Source organism: Lysinibacillus sp. FSL K6-0075 (genome assembly GCF_038592945.1).
GTDB lineage: Bacteria > Bacillota > Bacilli > Bacillales_A > Planococcaceae > Lysinibacillus > Lysinibacillus fusiformis_F.
Genome location: NZ_CP151947.1, coordinates 1,111,983 through 1,129,419, shown reverse-complemented (window position 1 = coordinate 1,129,419; position 17,437 = coordinate 1,111,983). Strand labels below are relative to the sequence as shown.

Sequence of the window (17,437 nt, the reverse complement as noted above, 5' to 3'; positions counted from 1 at the left end):
CTTCCTCCTTAGCTCTATTATGCCCTTGGATGAGCATTCATATATGTTTGACGAAGATGCTCTTTTGTTACATGTGTGTAAACTTGTGTAGAAGATAAATGTGAGTGACCTAATAACTCCTGCACCGTCCGCAAATCTGCGCCATTATTCAACAAATGAGTGGCAAAAGTATGGCGAAGCATGTGTGGGTAAATTTTCGTATGGAGTGAGGCCTTGTCAATCATTTCGTTTAAAATATGACGTACCCCTCTAGGAGTAAGTTCCCCACCACGCATATTGACAAACAACTGCTGATGATTCGTTTTTTTCATCAATCGTGGACGAGCTTGCTCTATGTAGTCCTGCATTGCTAAACTCGCAAATTGACCAAATGGAATGATTCGTTCTTTTCGACCTTTGCCCATTACTCGTATGATCGAATAATGAAAATCCACATCCTCTACTTGAATTGAAGTCAGTTCACTCACACGAATACCTGTTGCATATAACAGCTCTAATATAGCTATATTTCTCAATGATTTCAAATCATCACCAGTATTCGCATCAAATAACTGTTTCAATTCTTCTTCGTAGAAAAAACTGGGTAAACGTGATTCTTTTTTCGGATGATAAAGCGAACGAAACGCTCCGTCATCTAATCCGTACTGTCTATTTAGAAAGCGAAAAAAGGAGCGGATTGAGGAAATTTTCCTAGAAATAGAGGCCCTTGCCCTTTTTTCTTCGTACAACTTTGTTACATAAAGACGTGCATGTATATATTCAACACTTGCTAAATCATGGATTCCCTCCGTTTGTAAAAAGGTTAAAAAATCTAGCAGGTCTGATTCATATTCTCGCACTGTATGAACAGAGAAGTTCTTTTCAACTTGGATGTAAAGCATGAACTGTTCGAGTGCATCTTGGGACGAAACTAACATGGAAAGATTCACCACCAATAATTTATTAATAATTTTCTCAAATGACTGTCACTTGTAATATAACGGATATACATTTCTTTGTCATCTCTTACAAGTTTGTATCGTTTTTCTCATCATTAATAAACATACATATTGACACTAAACCTATCTTCATAATATAGCAAGTGTAAATAGTTATATTTTGAGAAAATGTCCATACAAAATAATAAAATACGTCTAATTAAGCATTTTGTCTACAAAAAGAAAAAGCCTCTAAGAGTATATCAACTTTTAGAGGCTTTTGGCAATTAAATTGTTTGTGAATTCACAAAATTTCGAATTGTGCTTATTGCGCGTGTTGCATGCATTTCCGCACGTTCTGGTTTGGAACGACGACCAGGTGGTAAGTCTGGGAAAATACCAAAATTTACATTCATTGGCTGGAAGTTTTTCGACTGTGCTTCTGTTATATAACGCGCCATGCTTCCTAATGCCGTTTCGAATGGGAAAATAATTGGCTCTTGTCCTAATGCTAAACGAGCTGCATTAATTCCTGCAATTAATCCACTGCCTGCTGATTCAACATAGCCTTCTACTCCAGTCATCTGACCTGCAAAGAAAATATTCTTTTGCTCACGAAGTTGATATGTTTTTTCTAAAACTTTCGGTGAATTAATGAAGGTGTTTCTGTGCATTACGCCATAGCGTACAATTTCTACATTCTCTAACCCTGGAATTAGCTGTAGCACTTCCTTTTGTGGCCCCCATTTTAAATGGGTTTGGAAACCTACAATGTTGTAAAGGGTACCAGCTGCATCGTCTTGACGAAGTTGAACAACTGCATATGGACGTTTTCCTGTTTTTGGATCTTCAAGACCAACTGGCTTCATCGGACCAAATAACATGGTTTTCTCTCCACGAGCTGCCATGACTTCAATTGGCATACAACCCTCAAAATAAATTTCTTTTTCAAATTCTTTCAATGGTACAACTTCAGCTTCGATTAATGCTTGGCGGAAACGATCGAATTCTTCTTTTGTCATAGGACAGTTTAAATAAGCCGCTTCCCCTTTATCATAACGAGATTTTAAATAAACTTTATTCATATCTATACTATCTTTTTCGATAATAGGTGCTGCTGCATCGTAAAAGTATAAATAATCTAAACCCGTTAAACCTTGAATTTTTTCAGCTAAAGCTTTCGAAGTTAATGGTCCTGTTGCAATAACTGTAATACCCTCTGGAATTTCTGTGACTTCCTCATGAATAACCTCCACAAGTGGATGGTTTTTCACAGTCTCCGTTACATACCCTGCGAATTCATGACGGTCTACTGCTAATGCACCTCCAGCAGGTACTGAACATTGGTCTGCTGCCTTTAATATAACAGAATCTAACATACGCATTTCTTCTTTAATAACGCCTACAGCATTCGTTAACCCATTTGCACGCAATGAGTTAGAACAAACAAGTTCCGCAAATTTATCAGTATGATGCGCTGGAGTCTGCTTTACTGGACGCATTTCATAAAGTTTAACTTTTATACCACGCTTTGCAATTTGCCAAGCTGCTTCACTACCTGCTAGTCCTGCTCCTATTACATTTACTACTTGTTCAGTCATGTTTCTTACCATCTTCCTATCATTGAGTTGGTGCTTCTTCATAGTCACACTTCGTACATTGAATTTGCACACCTTTTTTTATCTTTTTCTCTACTAATAATGCACTACATTTTGGACATGGTCTACTAATTGGTTTGTCCCATGATACAAATTCACATTCAGGATACTGATTGCAACCGTAGAATAGACGCTTTGTTTTACTTTTTCGCTCCACAATTTCGCCCGTTTCACAAGAAGGACATTTCACACCAATAGGTTTCATAATTGCTTTTGTATTTCTACAATCTGGGAAATTAGAGCAAGCCATAAATTTGCCATATCGTCCGAGCTTAAAGACCATTGGAGATCCGCAAAGTTCACAGTCTTCTCCTGCAGGCTCATCTTTAATGAGAACCTTTTCCATAGCTTCATCCGCATGTTTTACATGAACTTCAAAGTCTGTATAAAACTCTTCTACAATACTTTTCCATTGACGACTACCTTCTTCAATATCATCTAAATCTTGTTCCATTTGTGCTGTGAATTCGATGTTTATGATATCTGGGAAAAATTCTAGTACGAGTTGGTGTACGATTTCACCTAGCTCTGTTGGCATAAAGCGTTTAGCATCTAATACAACATAGCCACGGCGCTGAATTGTATCGAGGGTAGGTGCATATGTGGACGGGCGCCCAATTCCTAGTTCTTCCATTGTTTTAACAAGTCGCGCCTCTGAATAGCGTGGTGGTGGCTGTGTAAAATGTTGTTTAGGCTCAATTTCAAGCGATTTTACTTGGTCACCAATTTCCATCTCAGGTAAAAGTTTTGTCGTCTCTTCCGTTTGATCATCAGTACCCTCGATATATAATTTCATAAAGCCTGCAAATTTAACTTGTGAGCCATTCGCACGGAATAAAACATCACCATTTTGAAGATCTACAGCTACTGTATCAAGGACTGCTGGTGCCATTTGGCTCGCAATAAAGCGCTCCCAAATTAAGCGATATAAACGTAACTGATCTCGACTAAGTACCGCCTTTAATTCCTCGGGTGTCCGCATCGTACTAGTTGGACGAATCGCTTCATGAGCATCCTGTGCATTTGAAGCCTTTTTTGTTTGTTTTATTTCTGTTGCAATGTACTCTTTTCCATATTTCCCCTCAATGTACGTCACCGCTTCAGCTTTTGCCGTATCAGAAATACGTGTGGAATCGGTACGCATATAAGTGATTAACCCGACTGTTCCCTCTTTTTTTCCAATATCAATACCTTCATATAATTGCTGAGCTAGCATCATGGTTTTCTTAGCTCGGAAATTTAGTTTTCGTGCAGCTTCTTGCTGTAAAGATGATGTTGTAAAGGCTGGTGCTGCATTACGTTTACGTTCCTTTTTCGTTACATTAACAACATCAAAGTTTGTTCCTTTAACATCTTTTAAGATTGCTTTTACTTGTGCTTCATTTGTTAATTTTATTTTTTCTTTACCATTTCCATAGTAAAGGGCATCAAATGATTTTTTGCCTTTTTCAAACGTTCCTTCAATTGTCCAGTATTCTTCTGGTTGGAAGTTTTTAATTTCATTTTCACGATCAATGATCATGCGTAGCGCTACAGATTGTACCCGACCTGCTGATAAACCTTTTTTCACCTTTTTCCATAGAATCGGGCTAATGTTATAGCCAACAAGTCGATCCAATATACGTCTTGTTTGCTGTGCATCTACTAAATCCATGTTAATTGGACGTGGATTTTTAAAGGACTCTATAATTGCATCTTTAGTAATTTCATTAAATACAACACGGCAATCTGAGTGAATATCAATATTTAATGCAGTCGCAAGGTGCCAAGCAATTGCTTCTCCCTCGCGGTCTGGATCGGCTGCTAGATAAACTTTCTTTACTTTTTTAGCCGCAGATTTTAATTCCTGTAAAACAGGTCCTTTACCACGTATCGTAATATATTTAGGCTCGAAGTTATTTTCAGCGCTAACACCCATCTGACTACGTGGAAGATCTCGTACGTGTCCAACCGATGCTTTCACTTTATATTTCTTTCCTAAATACCGTTCAATTGTTTTTGCTTTTGCTGGTGATTCTACAATCACTAAATAATCCGCCATCTATGTCTCCCCCTTAGCGAGGTCTATTACTAATTTTTTTTAAGTTACCTGTTGCAAAATGTATAACAGATTTTAAGATAATGCAACTTTTTTTCAATTTTTGTTAGAAAAGAGGTCCAATGTTTCAATGATTTGATGACCATTCACTATTGGAATTGCTCCTTCTAAAAGCAATTGATTTGTCCCCTTAGATTGGGTAGCATCAATAGGTCCCGGCACCACAAATACATCTTTTCCTTGCTCTAATGCAAGCTCTGTTGTAATGAGCGTGCCACTTTTTAATGCCGCTTCTGTCACAACTAAAGCTCGAGATAATCCACTAATGATTCGGTTACGCATTGGGAAATGCCATTTTTCAGGCTTCATATAAGGGGGATATTCTGTCACTAATAACTGGTGCTCTGCCATTTGTTTAGCAAGAACGCGGTTTTCTGCTGGATAGAGATAATTAAACCCATGTCCAAGCACAGCAATTGTATGACCACCCATATCGATTGTCGCCCTATGTGCCATTGTATCTGCACCTCTTGCAAGCCCACTAACAACCGTATAATCACGTTGAACAAGAGGCGGGACAATTACGTCTATCGCTCTTTTTGAATACGCTGTCGCCTTCCTAGAGCCTATAATAGCTATCTGTTTTTTGTTTGTTAGCAGGGAATATTGACCTTTCACATACAATACAGTAGGTGGACTTGATATTTCAAATAATTGCGCCGGGAAATAGGGATGATAAAACGGGATGGGGAAAATATTAGCCCGTGCATAGGCCTCTTCAAGTGGTGTTGTCATAATTTGTCGAAAACGCTGAGAAAGTTGACATGCTTTATGTGCCGATATTTGTAAAACTTTTGCGATTTCGTCATAATGAATGTCTTCAAAAGAGCTAAAAATATTCACCGGGGACAACAATTGCTGAAGTTTCTGAAGTGGTAATGGGTATACATAATGTAAGGCTAGTAATCTCTGCGTATCTACTGCTAGGATCATTCAATAAACCTCCTTTATAATAGAAGAAATTAAATGACCGCATGATAATTTTCAACACAACATTTCATTATTATTTATAACATCTGCCACAAAATTGTTGATTTCTTCAGAAGTAAGTAGGTAATTATTGAATGAAGTATGATAAACAGTGTATAAATAATGAAAAAGATGTAGCCGCAATGGCTACATCTTCCATTTTAATGGGTTTTACACTTTTCGTATAGCCCTTTTTCTTTAATTACTTTAATCAATGTTTCACCAATTACAGAAGGTGTTTCTGCAACTTCGATACCAGCTTCGTTCATTGCTTTAATTTTCTCCGCTGCTGTTCCTTTACCACCAGAAATGATAGCACCAGCGTGACCCATACGTTTTCCTGGAGGTGCAGTTTGTCCACCAATAAAGCCTACAACAGGTTTTGTCATATTTGCTTTAATCCATGCAGCTGCTTCTTCCTCAGCTGTACCACCGATTTCACCAATCATAACGACTGCGTAAGTTTCTGGATCATTATTAAAGGCTTCAAGCACATCAATGAAGTTTGTACCGTTGACAGGGTCTCCACCAATACCTACTGCAGTTGTTTGACCAATTCCAGCTTGTGTTAATTGATGTACTGCTTCATATGTTAATGTACCAGAACGAGAAACAACTCCTACATGGCCTTTTGTATGAATATAACCAGGCATGATACCAATTTTACATTCATCAGCTGTAATAACACCTGGACAGTTTGGACCTACTAGGCGAGTGTTTTTACCTTCCATATAACGTTTAACCTTAACCATATCAAGGACAGGAATATGCTCTGTGATACAGATTGTTAATTCTAATTCAGCATCAACAGCTTCTAAAATTGCATCTGCCGCAAATGGTGCAGGTACATAGATAACTGAAGTTGTAGCACCTGTTGCAGCTACAGCTTCTGCTACTGTATTGAAAACAGGAACTCCCTCGATTTCAAGTCCACCTTTACCTGGTGTTACACCTGCTACGATTTTAGTACCATACTCAAGCATTTGCTTCGTATGGAAAAGAGCTGTTTCGCCCGTAATCCCTTGTACAATTACCTTCGTATCTTTGTTAATAAATACAGCCATTGTTCTCCCTGCCTTCCTTAGCCTACTAGTCCCACAATTTTTTGTGCACCGTCAGCCATTGAATCCGCTGCAACGATGTTTAAACCAGATGCATTTAAAATTTCTTTTCCAAGTTCTACATTTGTACCTTCTAAACGTACAACTAATGGCACAGCTAAACCAATTTCTTTAGCAGCCGTTACAACACCTTCAGCGATAATGTTACACTTCATAATTCCACCAAAGATGTTTACGAAAATGCCTTTTACGTTTGAATCAGAAAGGATAATTTTGAAAGCCTCTGTTACTTTTTCAGCTGTTGCACCGCCCCCTACATCTAGGAAGTTAGCAGGGCTTCCGCCATAATAACTAATTGTATCCATTGTTGCCATAGCAAGACCAGCACCATTAACCATACAGCCAATGTTTCCATCTAATGAAATATAGCTTAAGTCATATTTTGATGCTTCGATTTCTTTTGCATCTTCCTCGTCAAAATCGCGTAATTCGACAATATCCTTATGTCGATATAATGCATTGGCATCAAAATTGAATTTAGCATCTAGTGCCACTACATCACCTTGTCCAGTTACAACAAGTGGATTAATTTCTACGATTGATGCATCTTTGTCGATAAATGCTTGATATAAGCCTAACATTAATTTAACAGCTTTCCCTACAAGGTTTGCTGGAATATTCATATTAAACGCCATACGACGTGCTTGGAAGCTTGTTAATCCAACTACAGGATCTACTACTTCTTTGAAGATTTTTTCCGGATTTGTTTCCGCTACTTCTTCAATATCCATACCGCCTTCTTCAGATCCCATCACTGTAACACGAGATGTGGCACGGTCTAATACTAGACTTAAGTAGTATTCTTTTTGGATATCAGAACCCTCTTCAATATACAAACGTTTTACTTCTTTTCCTTCTGGACCTGTTTGATGAGTCACTAAAATTTTTCCTAATAACTCTTTTGCGTATGTGCGCACCTCGTCAAGGTTTTTAGCGATTTTTACACCGCCTGCTTTACCGCGTCCACCTGCATGAATTTGCGCCTTGACTACTGTTACGTTTGAGCCAAGTTCCTTCGCTACTTTTACTGCTTCATCAGGGGAAAAAGCAACTTTTCCGTTTGGTACAGCAACACCATATTTTCTCAGAATCTCTTTCCCTTGATATTCATGGATATTCATAATACATCCTCCCATCAAACATTTGCATAGAATTGTTTTACTAACATAGACTATTCTAACGAAAGATTCTGATAAAGTCTACACTTTGTCTTTAGTTCGAATTTTCTCTCTTATTATGACGCTTTTTTCTATTTTGTGTACTAAAACAGCTTGTAAAAATAATCAGAATAATTCATTTTTTCTATATTTTTGCGCATGTTGCTGATCCAAACGATAAATAAATGCAAAAACTTCTGCTACTGCCTGATATAATTCTTCAGGAATAGACTCATTTAAATCTAATTGACCAAGCAACTGCACAAGGTTAGGATCCTCATAAATCGGCACATTATGCTCATTTGCGCGAGCTAAAATATTTTCTGCAATCTTCCCTTTTCCCTTTGCTACAACAGTGGGACTATCAAATTGACCAAGCTTATACGTAAGTGCAATTGCCTCTTTCCGGGTAAGTTTTTCTTCGCTCATACGCGGATATCCACCCCACTCTGCTCCTCTCGCTGTTCTACTACAGGACTTACTTTTTCCGTTTGCCCTTTGTCAAATTGTTTAATAAACACTCCTGATAGTTGATAATTTTTTTCTGCCAACCCAGCTTTCAAGGCAACCTTTAACGGCTCGGCAAGTAATTGAATTTCCGAATTTTCATTAAAGACCGTTACTGTAACGACTCTATTTTGAACCTGCATATCAATCACTGTTTCTTGCATGGATGCCATCTGTAAATAAAATAATACGCGTGCATAGTTGGCATCAATTTTGCCATTATCTTTCATGCGTCCATTCCACTGTAATGTTGCATCCATTTTCTTGCCAAAAAATTCAAGTGGGACTTGCATGATAAGCTGATGTTGATGGCCATTTTCTCCTGAAGATAGCTGCATACCATTCATACGTGTCATGAGCATCTCTGCCGCTTCCTTCATTTGAGGGGTTGTATTAGTTTCCTGCAATAATGTATGGAGCTGTGGCTTTAGCTGATGTGCAATCATGTGTAAATCAGCCGATTTGTTTCCCAATGTTGCCTCATAGCTAATTCCTAAATTTTTCAACACCGTTTTAAGAGCATGTTCCATCGCTTTACTATCCATTGAATTTTGCACTAGTGCATCTGCTTGTGTCACAACTTGCTGTATAAATGGCTGCGAAGAATCAATACTATTTTTTACAAGATTGCGCATGAGCGCTTCATTCTGTGAAGGAGAATTTGCCTCTTGCCTAAATAGGGATAACAAATGATCTTTCACCGAAAGTGCATGGGCATCCTGTGTAAATAAACGATCAGTTGTATTTTGGGCAAATGCTTTTAATAACTGATCCTGCATTTGTTTAGCAAAAACCTCTAGCGTTTGTTTCGTTACTGGTAACTGATTAAAACGATCCACCAGCTGATTGATTTGCTGTTTTTGCTCATTGGTTAATAAATTTTGACTGTTTGTCCATGATTTAAGCTGTTCCACCAGTTGCCTAGCATCTTCAGGCTTTGTAGCAAGTATAGTTTGAATAACTTGACCAGCTTGCTGCATTGGTTGAAAGGCTTTAGCTTCATTCATATTTGACCAGTTTTGCAATGTGGCCTGCTGGGGAAGGATCCCCGACTCTTTTAGAATCGATAAAGCTTGCATTTTTTCGCTCGTTGTCGCAGCACTATTCGTTAAACTTTGTAGAACCCTAGCAAGCACGGCACTACCTGTTTCTACTTCAAAGGGCTTGGCAATCGCTTGTACTTGTTGCATTAAATTTTGCCTAAATGACTCAGATAGGGTTGTATCCTTTGCTAAAAGCTGGGCAAAGTTGTCCATGATAGCGGTCATACCAGAAGTCTTTTGACCACTAATCAATGCTTGAAACACATCGTTTGTCATAGGCATTTTAAGCTCGATCATTTTTTGTATAGTTTGTAGAGCATCCATTTTTGATATACCTTCTGGTAATGCCTTTAACCACATTTCAGCTTGTAGCATTTGGTCTTTTGAAATAGGTAACTGTGCTTTCATAAAATGTCCTAATAATTGCTGCATTTCTGCTGATTTAGGCAAATTCATGGATTCTAATAACTGATTAATTTGCTGACTTGGGGTAGCTGCCTGCGCCATCGGTCCAGTCACTATTTTCAATTCCGTTTGTGGATTTGTTCCTGTTACCTGAAAGAAATGGGCATCTCCAGCTTTTAACGGCACTTCGAGTTTAGCTATAAATTTTTGATTACCTACTTGTATTTCTGCCATTTGATCTGGATATAATTGCTTAATTGTTCCGTGAAATACTTGTCCTTGTTTTAAAGCAAGTGGTTGATTTGTCGTAGTGATTGCATTTTGTTGCAGTTGAATCGGATTAAATGATGTGGCTGTCATCTACATACTCCTTTCATCAATTACTCCTACGTGTAATTGTCTACCGTTTTTTAGCTTTATTGAAACATAGATTTTATTGGTTCAAACGATTTACGATGGTGAATAGACGGTCCAAATTCTTCTAACGCTTTTAAATGTTGCTTTGTCCCATACCCCGCATGTTGCCTAAAGCCATACATCGGAAATTCTTCATCTAATTGCTCCATATACTCATCCCGTGCCGTTTTAGCTAAAATGGATGCAGCTGCTATCGCTAGGCTCTTGGCGTCCCCTTTTATAATGGAATCCTGAGGGATCGAAATAGGTAATGTCATGGCATCCACTAAAACAACATCAGGCTTCGTCGCTAATGATTCCACACTTGCTTTCATAGATTGTTTCGTTGCCTCATATATATTCAGTTCATCAATTTGCTGGGCAGGCTGAAAATGAATGAAATAGCTTATGGCATGCTCTTTAATTAATGTGGCAAAACCGTTTCGTTTATCCTTCGATAATTGCTTTGAGTCATTCAAACCAACAAGTGCCTCACAATTTGTCGGTAAAATTACAGCTGCCGTCACGACTGGTCCCGCTAGTGGTCCCCTTCCTGCTTCATCTACACCTGCAATAAATGCATCTGTTCCCCCATAGCTTAAATCAAATGCGACTTTTTTTTGATGCTCTTGCAGTAATTGATGTTTTTTATCTTGTCTCTTTTGCCAAGTAAGCCATGCCTTTTGTACGCCAGCTCTTTCATCCGCTGCAATGTCTTTCATCCAATCTTGCCATTCCTCGGCATCTTTCAATGCAGTTGTAATTTCCTTAATGGTTTTCATTGTGTACTCCTTCTTACTTCTATTCATTCAAACTATATCATGTTCAGTTCTTTATGTAGTCTCTTTAACTAGAAAACTATTTCCTCTCTATAGTCATTATCGGTAAAAAAATGCATTCCTAAAAGAAAAACTGTCACAAAAGAACGTGTGACAGTTTCAAATACTTATACTTGTTCAGTTTCTTTTTCTAATTGCTCATCCACAAAATCAAAGGTTAGTTTACCTAATTGTAATCCGCGGATATCTCGAACAATTAGTTGAGCTACTTGATCATAATCAATCTCTCCACCCGGACCGAATACACGGCGCAGCTTGCCTATATGGTCAAAAGTGTCCACTAGCTCCTCGTGGATAAATTCCAAACCATAACGCTCCTCCATTCGCTTTGGGTAATGAACAGATAAGAAGCGTAAGCCATAGACAGCTAGGTCTTCCATATTTGTAATCGTGTCCTTAATAGCACCAGTTAAAGCTAATTTAAAGCCTACTTCTTGATCCTCAAACTTTGGCCATAAAATACCGGGTGTATCCAATAGTTCAAGCTCTTTACCAACTTTGATCCATTGCTGTGCTTTTGTCACACCTGGGGTATTCCCCGTTTTAGCGATATTTTTTTTCGCTAATCGATTAATCAATGTGGATTTCCCTACGTTTGGAATTCCCACAATCATGGCACGAATAGCTCTAGGTTTCATTCCTCTTGCTTTCATGCGATCAAATTTTTCTTTTAAAATTTCTTGCGCCGCTTTTGTTACTTGCTGTAAGCCCTTGCCCTCAAGTGAGTTAATGGCTACTGCTTTATGACCACGCTTTGCAAAATACTCTACCCATTTCCGTGTTTCTTGCTCATCTGCCATATCCGCTTTATTTAAAATCAAAAGACGAGGCTTTTGGTTAATGACTTCGTCGATCATCGGATTACGTGAGGATAGCGGTAAACGTGCATCTATTAATTCAAATATAATGTCAACAAGCTTTAATTTTTCAGTTACTTCACGTCGGGCTTTAGCCATATGCCCGGGAAACCATTGTATCGTCACAGCTATACCTCCTAAACTAAAAGAAAAAGGGAGTGATTATGCTCTCCCTTTCATGCATTACTTTACAATTTTTATGTCACTAAATGGCCAGAAAATCAGACTGGTGTTACCAATAATTTCTTTTTGGTCAACAAGGCCAATATGTCGACTGTCTTTACTATATCGACGATTATCCCCCATAACAAAGATATATCCCTCAGGAATGGTATTGCTATCCAAGGAAACATCGATGTCACTTAAGGTGAAATCTTCTGTTAAGGTCCCCTCAGTAATTTGCGCTTTATAGGCATCTAAATAGGGTTCATCAATTGGCTCTCCATTTATATACAATTGATCATCCTTATACTCCAATGTATCTCCTGGCAAGCCAATTACACGCTTTATGTAATTTTTTTGTTCAGGTGCATGGAATACAACGATGTCAAAACGTTTTGGTTCACCTATTTTATAACCAATTTTATTCACAATCATTCGGTCGCCATCTTCAAGGGTTGGCATCATGGACTCTCCATCAACTGCAATGGGTGTAAATAAAAAATATCGAATAACTGCAGCAATCGCAAATGCAATTAATAGTGCTTTTGTCCATTCCCATAATTCATTTTTTTCTTTCACTTGTTTTTCCATTGAGAATTGCCCCCTTGTCTAACACCATTTTAGATGATAGTGAATAAAGATGACAAGCAAAAAGAAAAGAGGCTTGAACACAAGCCCCTCACTTTTAAGTCATAATTATCGAATTTCTTTAATACGAGCAGCTTTACCACGTAGGTTACGTAGGTAGTAAAGTTTAGCACGACGTACTTTACCACGACGTACAACTTCTAAGTTAGCGATTTTTGGTGTGTGTACAGGGAATGTACGCTCAACACCTACACCGTAAGAAATTTTACGAACTGTGAAAGTTTCGCTAATTCCGCCACCACGACGTTTAATTACTACACCTTCGAAAAGTTGGATACGTTCACGAGTACCCTCTACTACTTTCACGTGTACCTTAACAGTATCACCTGGACGGAAAGTTGGTAGATCAGAGCGAAGCTGAGATTTTGTAATTTCTGTAATAATGTTTGACATTGTTTTCTCTCCTTAGACAGATGCTCTTGCACGCAATCTATGCCACAGCGGAACACCGTAATTCAGTACTTCACATAGAAGTACAGATTAGATGTTATCATAAATAGAGTCGGCAATCAAGCATCTAGATGATTGTTTTTTAGTTTTTCTACATACAATTTTTGCTTGTCTGTTAATGGATATTGCTCCAATAAGTCAGGACGGCGCTCAAAAGTTCTTTTCAGCGATTGTTCCTCTCTCCACTGGTCGATTTTAGCATGATTCCCCGATAATAAAACATCAGGTACCTTCATGCCACGGAACTCCGCAGGTCGTGTATAATGTGGATGCTCCAGTAGACCCGTTGAAAAAGAATCCTGTATATGCGAATCCTCTTGCCCTAAGACACCAGGTAACAATCTAACTACACTATCAATAACAGTCATAGCGCCTAATTCCCCACCTGTTAACACGAAATCGCCAATGGAAATTTCATCTGTTACAAGGTGCTGACGTATACGCTCATCATAGCCTTCATAATGACCACATAAGAACACTAACTCTGTTTCCCGGGCTAGCTCTTCTGCTTTTTTTTGGGTAAAGCGTTCCCCTTGAGGACACATTAATATGATCCGTGGCTGTTTGCCTGCAGTGATGGCCTCTACCGCACTAAACATCGGTTCAGGCTTTAATACCATACCTGCACCACCACCATATGGATAGTCGTCAACTTGATTATGCTTGTTCCCTGAAAATGTACGAATATCCGTTACCTCTAAATTTACAGCACCCTTTTCTTGTGCTTTCTTTAAAATAGATGCACCGAAAACGCCTGAAAACATATCAGGAAACAGGCTTAATACATGAATATTCATCATAATAAGCCTTCCATAACATGAATGACAATTTTTTTATCCATAACATCAATATCTTTCACGATATCTTCTATATAAGGGATATAGTGTTCTTTCTTCGAGCCTTTCACTACCCATACATCGTTTGCCCCTGTTTGCAGGATATCTGCTACAACACCGATTGTTTCGCCCTCTTCAGAAATAACTGTGCAGCCGATTATTTCATGGAAAAAGAACTCATTTTCTTCAAGTAGATCATCAGTCATTTGATCTTTTGTCACTTTCAGCATGCCTTCTTTAAACGGCTCAACTAGGTTGATATTGTTCATGCCTTCAAAAGTTAATAAAATAAAGTTTTTATGACGACGCACAGAGTCAATCGTTACCCATGTTGGTTTCTTATCGTCTTTTTTAAAGGCAGCAAGCTTATTTCCTACTGCAAAACGCTCTTCTTCAAAGTCTGTTGTCGATAATACACGTACCTCACCACGGATACCGTGCGTATTGACAATTCGACCTACATTAAACCATTCCATTTTACTTTCACCTCGTAAAAACATGCTTATCTCCACAATGCACCTTGCTCATCTAACAAAGGTCCCGTTCTTGCAGATGTGCTTTGGAAGAATGTAGTTTTAGTTAAGACTCAATTGTCTTGTCAATAATAATATAAGCGATATCCTTTAGCTATACTCCTTATTAAAGGTTTATTTTCCACTTCAACAGAAATCATAGCGATATGCTGATGTTAAAAAAAGATAAAAAAAGGAAGGAACCTACAAGCTCCCTCCTTCTTCGTCCAGATTTTACACTTCATGCTAAAAGCCCACTTCGAACTCCTAAGCGACATGTAAACACACCTATCAGGACTCACTAGTACTTGTTGCAAGAGCGTGAAAATCTTTTCTATTAATCCAATATATCGACGTAGGTCTTCTTTTGATGGTGACTACCTGCCGCTGAATAAACAATTGTACGAATCGCTTTTGCTACTCGCCCTTGCTTGCCTATGACTTTCCCTCTATCCTCTGGATGAACAAAAAGTTTATAAACAATTCGATTTGCATTTTCATCCGTCTCAATACGAACTTCTTCTGGATAATCGACTAACGGTAAAACGATTGCTTCAATCAGCTGCTTCAAAGACGTCGCCCCCGATTATTTACTGAATTTTTGGTTATGGAATTTTTCCATGATACCTTGTTCTGAGAACAGGTTACGTACTGTATCTGATGGTTTTGCACCGTCAGCTAACCATTTAAGAGCTTTCTCTTCATCAATGTTTACAGTAGCTGGTTGAGTTAGTGGGTTGTAAGTACCAACTGTTTCGATTTGACGACCGTCACGTGGTGAACGAGCGTCTGCAACTACGATACGATAGAAAGGAGATTTTTTAGCTCCCATACGTTTTAAGCGAATTTTAACTGCCATTTTAATAGCACCTCCGAATAAGTTTCACACAAGATAGTATATTATCAATGTTTAGGTTGTTTGTAAAGTGTTTTTTCTTAACACCTAAAAATTATTATTTAAACAACGAATCAAAGCCTGGTAATTTCATTTTTTTCTTTCCTTTACCACTTGCCATTCCAGTCATTTGCTTCATCATTTTTTTCATTTCATCGAATTGCTTAATGAGACGATTCACCTCTTGAATAGATGTCCCAGAGCCTTTCGCAATACGTTTTTTACGGCTACCATTCATGATTTCTGGGTTGGTCTTTTCAGCAGGCGTCATCGAGTAAATAATGGCCTCTACACGCCCCATTTGCTTATCATCAACTTTTACATTATCTAAGCCTTTGATTTTGTTAGCACCTGGGAGCATTTTTAAAATTTCATCAAGAGGGCCCATTTTCTTGACTTGCTGTAATTGCTCGACAAAATCATCAAAAGTGAATGTTTGAGATTTGAACTTTTCTTCTAATTCTTTCGCTTTGGCTTCATCTACATTTGCCTGTGCTTTCTCGATAAGTGACAGAACATCGCCCATACCTAAAATACGAGATGCCATACGCTCTGGATGGAATGGCTCGAGCGCATCCATTTTTTCGCCCATCCCGACAAATTTAATTGGTTTTTGCGTCACAGAACGGATAGATAATGCAGCACCACCACGTGTATCACCGTCAAGTTTTGTTAAAACAACTCCAGTAATACCAATTGCTTCATTAAAGCTTTCTGCTACATTGACTGCATCTTGACCCGTCATGGCATCGACAACTAGGAAAACCTCATCTGGCTCTTTTAATGCACGAATATCCTTTAACTCTTGCATTAGGTCTTCATCGATATGAAGACGACCAGCCGTATCGATGATTACTACATCATGATGCTCTTCCTTTGCTAATTCAATTGCCTGACGCGCAATTTCTACAGGAGATACCTCGTTTCCTAACGCAAAAACAGGTAGTGATAACTGTTTTCCTAATGTCTGTAATTGTTGGACAGCTGCTGGACGATAAACGTCTGCAGCAACTAGTAAAGGTTTACGATTATATTTTTTTCGTAGAACATTTGCCAATTTACCTGTAGTTGTCGTTTTACCCGCACCTTGTAAACCAACCATCATAATGACAGTGGGTGGCTTTGTATTAAACTTAATGGGACTTTGTTCGCCCCCCATTAATTCTGTTAATTCGTCCTGTACAATTTTAATAACTTGCTGACCTGGTGTTAAACTTTGCATAACATCAACACCGACAGCACGTTCACTTACCTTTTTTACGAATTCTTTGACTACTTTTAAGTTAACATCCGCCTCGATTAAAGCAAATCGGACTTCTCGCATCATTTCTTTAACGTCTTGCTCTGATACTTTCCCTTTGCCTTTAATCTTTTGGATCGTTCCTTGGAGTCGTTCCGCTAATCCTTCAAAAGCCATTGCTTTCGCCTCCTAATCCCATTCTTTCAGCTGTTCAATAAGTGCTAACTGCTCTTCAGCTGTCATACTTTTTTCTGTAATCCCCATTGTTAGCTGTGACAGCATTTGGGTACGTTGTTTAAATTTTTCAAGTAAACATAATTTTTCTTCATATTCCTCAAGCATCGCTTCTGTTCGACGAATATTATCGTAAACAGCTTGGCGTGAAACACCATACGATTCGGCAATTTCTCCTAGGGAATTATCATCCAAATAGTATAGCTCCATATAACTTCTTTGTTTATCAGTTAATAATGCTTGATAAAAGTCGAAGAGAAAGTTCATGCGTGTTGTTTTTTCAAGTAGCATCGAATGTTTCTCCTCCCGCTATTAGTCATTTGTATCATAACGAAAAGCGCCCGTCTGTGTCAAGGTAATCTCCTTGTCTAAAAGCCTAAATTGCTGCTATCAGGCATTTCTTGCCTTTAGCTAGTATTACTCTTTTAAACAAGTCCATTCGCCTATGCACAGTCGAGCGTTTTTATCCATTACGTGTCAGTGTCATTTTATC

At 38.4% G+C, this 17,437-nt stretch carries 18 protein-coding genes; all 18 read right to left on the bottom strand.

Annotation, left to right across the window (positions count from 1 at the left end):
- Positions 1-17 precede the first annotated feature (17 nt).
- The gene (gene xerC, locus MHB65_RS05240; protein WP_205441936.1) at positions 18-917 is read right to left on the bottom strand and encodes a tyrosine recombinase XerC; all 900 of its coding nucleotides are present in this window, start codon (positions 915-917) and stop codon (positions 18-20) included.
- A gap of 287 nt (positions 918-1,204) precedes the next feature.
- Positions 1,205-2,518 carry an FADH(2)-oxidizing methylenetetrahydrofolate--tRNA-(uracil(54)-C(5))-methyltransferase TrmFO gene (gene trmFO / locus MHB65_RS05235; RefSeq protein ID WP_016994086.1) on the bottom strand — a complete coding sequence of 438 codons (1,314 nt, stop codon included), beginning with the start codon at positions 2,516-2,518 and terminating at the stop codon, positions 1,205-1,207.
- Positions 2,519-2,537: 19 nt separating this feature from the next.
- Positions 2,538-4,616 carry a type I DNA topoisomerase gene (gene topA, locus MHB65_RS05230; protein WP_342442690.1) on the bottom strand — a complete coding sequence of 693 codons (2,079 nt, stop codon included), beginning with the start codon at positions 4,614-4,616 and terminating at the stop codon, positions 2,538-2,540.
- Positions 4,617-4,709: 93 nt separating this feature from the next.
- Positions 4,710-5,606: a DNA-processing protein DprA gene (dprA, locus tag MHB65_RS05225; RefSeq protein WP_205441934.1), complete on the bottom strand. Its 897-nt coding sequence runs from the start codon at positions 5,604-5,606 to the stop codon at positions 4,710-4,712.
- Between the two features lie 197 nt (positions 5,607-5,803).
- Entirely contained in the window at positions 5,804-6,706 is a 903-nt protein-coding gene (gene sucD, locus MHB65_RS05220) for a succinate--CoA ligase subunit alpha (RefSeq protein WP_004229280.1), read from the bottom strand.
- A gap of 17 nt (positions 6,707-6,723) precedes the next feature.
- On the bottom strand, positions 6,724-7,884 hold the full coding sequence (gene sucC, locus MHB65_RS05215) for an ADP-forming succinate--CoA ligase subunit beta (protein ID WP_205441933.1): 1,161 nt from the start codon (positions 7,882-7,884) through the stop codon (positions 6,724-6,726).
- Positions 7,885-8,046: 162 nt separating this feature from the next.
- Positions 8,047-8,349, bottom strand: a complete 303-nt coding sequence (locus MHB65_RS05210; RefSeq protein WP_048391628.1) for an EscU/YscU/HrcU family type III secretion system export apparatus switch protein — start codon at positions 8,347-8,349, stop codon at positions 8,047-8,049.
- A complete protein-coding gene (locus tag MHB65_RS05205) occupies positions 8,346-10,235 on the bottom strand; it encodes a hypothetical protein (protein WP_342442689.1) in 1,890 nt (629 codons plus the stop codon). The genes MHB65_RS05210 and MHB65_RS05205 overlap by 4 nt, the downstream gene beginning before the upstream one ends.
- A 56-nt stretch (positions 10,236-10,291) precedes the next feature.
- Positions 10,292-11,053, bottom strand: a complete 762-nt coding sequence (locus tag MHB65_RS05200; RefSeq protein ID WP_342442688.1) for a ribonuclease HII — start codon at positions 11,051-11,053, stop codon at positions 10,292-10,294.
- A 164-nt stretch (positions 11,054-11,217) separates the two neighbouring features.
- Positions 11,218-12,093, bottom strand: a complete 876-nt coding sequence (ylqF, locus tag MHB65_RS05195) for a ribosome biogenesis GTPase YlqF (RefSeq protein ID WP_205441928.1) — start codon at positions 12,091-12,093, stop codon at positions 11,218-11,220.
- A gap of 57 nt (positions 12,094-12,150) precedes the next feature.
- On the bottom strand, positions 12,151-12,720 hold the full coding sequence (gene lepB, locus MHB65_RS05190) for a signal peptidase I (RefSeq protein ID WP_342442687.1): 570 nt from the start codon (positions 12,718-12,720) through the stop codon (positions 12,151-12,153).
- A 105-nt stretch (positions 12,721-12,825) separates the two neighbouring features.
- Positions 12,826-13,170 carry a 50S ribosomal protein L19 gene (rplS, locus tag MHB65_RS05185; RefSeq protein ID WP_205441927.1) on the bottom strand — a complete coding sequence of 115 codons (345 nt, stop codon included), beginning with the start codon at positions 13,168-13,170 and terminating at the stop codon, positions 12,826-12,828.
- A gap of 116 nt (positions 13,171-13,286) precedes the next feature.
- Positions 13,287-14,024 (bottom strand): tRNA (guanosine(37)-N1)-methyltransferase TrmD, encoded by a 738-nt coding sequence (gene trmD, locus MHB65_RS05180; protein WP_342443697.1) that lies wholly within the window; start codon positions 14,022-14,024, stop codon positions 13,287-13,289.
- Positions 14,024-14,539 carry a ribosome maturation factor RimM gene (gene rimM / locus MHB65_RS05175; RefSeq protein WP_342442686.1) on the bottom strand — a complete coding sequence of 172 codons (516 nt, stop codon included), beginning with the start codon at positions 14,537-14,539 and terminating at the stop codon, positions 14,024-14,026. The genes trmD and rimM overlap by 1 nt, the downstream gene beginning before the upstream one ends.
- Before the next feature lie 373 nt (positions 14,540-14,912).
- On the bottom strand, positions 14,913-15,146 hold the full coding sequence (locus tag MHB65_RS05170) for a KH domain-containing protein (protein WP_004269410.1): 234 nt from the start codon (positions 15,144-15,146) through the stop codon (positions 14,913-14,915).
- Positions 15,147-15,161: 15 nt separating this feature from the next.
- The gene (gene rpsP / locus MHB65_RS05165; protein WP_004269411.1) at positions 15,162-15,434 is read right to left on the bottom strand and encodes a 30S ribosomal protein S16; all 273 of its coding nucleotides are present in this window, start codon (positions 15,432-15,434) and stop codon (positions 15,162-15,164) included.
- A 94-nt stretch (positions 15,435-15,528) separates the two neighbouring features.
- Positions 15,529-16,887: a signal recognition particle protein gene (gene ffh, locus MHB65_RS05160; RefSeq protein ID WP_342442685.1), complete on the bottom strand. Its 1,359-nt coding sequence runs from the start codon at positions 16,885-16,887 to the stop codon at positions 15,529-15,531.
- A 12-nt stretch (positions 16,888-16,899) separates the two neighbouring features.
- Positions 16,900-17,235 carry a putative DNA-binding protein gene (locus tag MHB65_RS05155; protein WP_205441924.1) on the bottom strand — a complete coding sequence of 112 codons (336 nt, stop codon included), beginning with the start codon at positions 17,233-17,235 and terminating at the stop codon, positions 16,900-16,902.
- Positions 17,236-17,437: the final 202 nt, after the last annotated feature.